This is a genomic window from Micromonospora sp. NPDC005161 (assembly GCF_053599855.1).
The window spans coordinates 3,338-4,454 of record NZ_JBSFYQ010000105.1 but is presented as its reverse complement, the minus strand read 5'-3'; the positions used below and the strand labels follow the sequence as shown (position 1 = coordinate 4,454).

The window sequence follows — 1,117 nt, the reverse complement described above, 5'->3', positions numbered from 1 at the left end:
ACCCAAATCAACCAGAGTGGTATTTCAAGATTGCCTCCACCCATACTGGCGTATGGACTTCACCGGCTCCCACCTATCCTACACAAGCTAATTCGAGTACCAATGTCAAGCTATAGTAAAGGTCCCGGGGTCTTTCCGTCCTGCCGCGCGTAACGAGCATCTTTACTCGTACTGCAATTTCGCCGGGCCTGTGGTTGAGACAGTGGGGAAGTCGTTACGCCATTCGTGCAGGTCGGAACTTACCCGACAAGGAATTTCGCTACCTTAGGATGGTTATAGTTACCACCGCCGTTTACTGGCGCTTAAGTTCTCCGCTTCGCCCCGAAGAGCTAACAGGTCCCCTTAACGTTCCAGCACCGGGCAGGCGTCAGTCCATATACATCGAATTACTTCTTCGCATGGACCTGTGTTTTTAGTAAACAGTCGCTTCCCCCTGCTCTCTGCGGCCATACAACGCTCCACCCGCGCGGGGCTTCACGTCTCCGGCCCCCCTTCTCCCTAAGTTACGGGGGCAATTTGCCGAGTTCCTTAACCACAGTTCGCCCGATCGCCTCGGTATTCTCTACCTGACCACCTGTGTCGGTTTGGGGTACGGGCCGCTAAGAACTCGCTAGAGGCTTTTCTCGGCAGCATAGGATCACTGACTTCACCTGAATCGGCTCGGCATCACGTCTCAGCCTTCATGTGTTGCGGATTTGCCTACAACACGGCCTACACGCTTACCCCGGCACAACCACCGGCCGGGCTCAGCTACCTTCCTGCGTCACCCCATCGCTTGACTACTACCCATCAGGTTCCCACGCTCCCCACCCTCAACCCGAAGGTCTTGGATGGTTTGGGTGGTTAGCACAACGAGGTTCGTCAGGGACGCTCTTTCGCGGGTACGGGAATATCAACCCGTTGTCCATCGACTACGCCTCTCGGCCTCGCCTTAGGTCCCGACTCACCCAGGGCGGATTAGCCTGGCCCTGGAACCCTTGGTCATCCGGCGGAAGGGTTTCTCACCCTTCTTTCGCTACTCATGCCTGCATTCTCACTCGTGCCGCGTCCACAACTGGGTCACCCCGCTGCTTCACTCGCGGCACGACGCTCCCCTACCCATCCACACACCTGCACA

At 56.9% G+C, this 1,117-nt stretch carries 1 rRNA gene (only partly in view); it reads right to left on the bottom strand.

The features are described 5' to 3' along the window. A 23S ribosomal RNA gene (locus tag ACWD5O_RS36930) occupies nucleotides 1-1,117 on the bottom strand (its annotated part continues 1,383 nt past the right edge of the window); the annotation flags it as partial.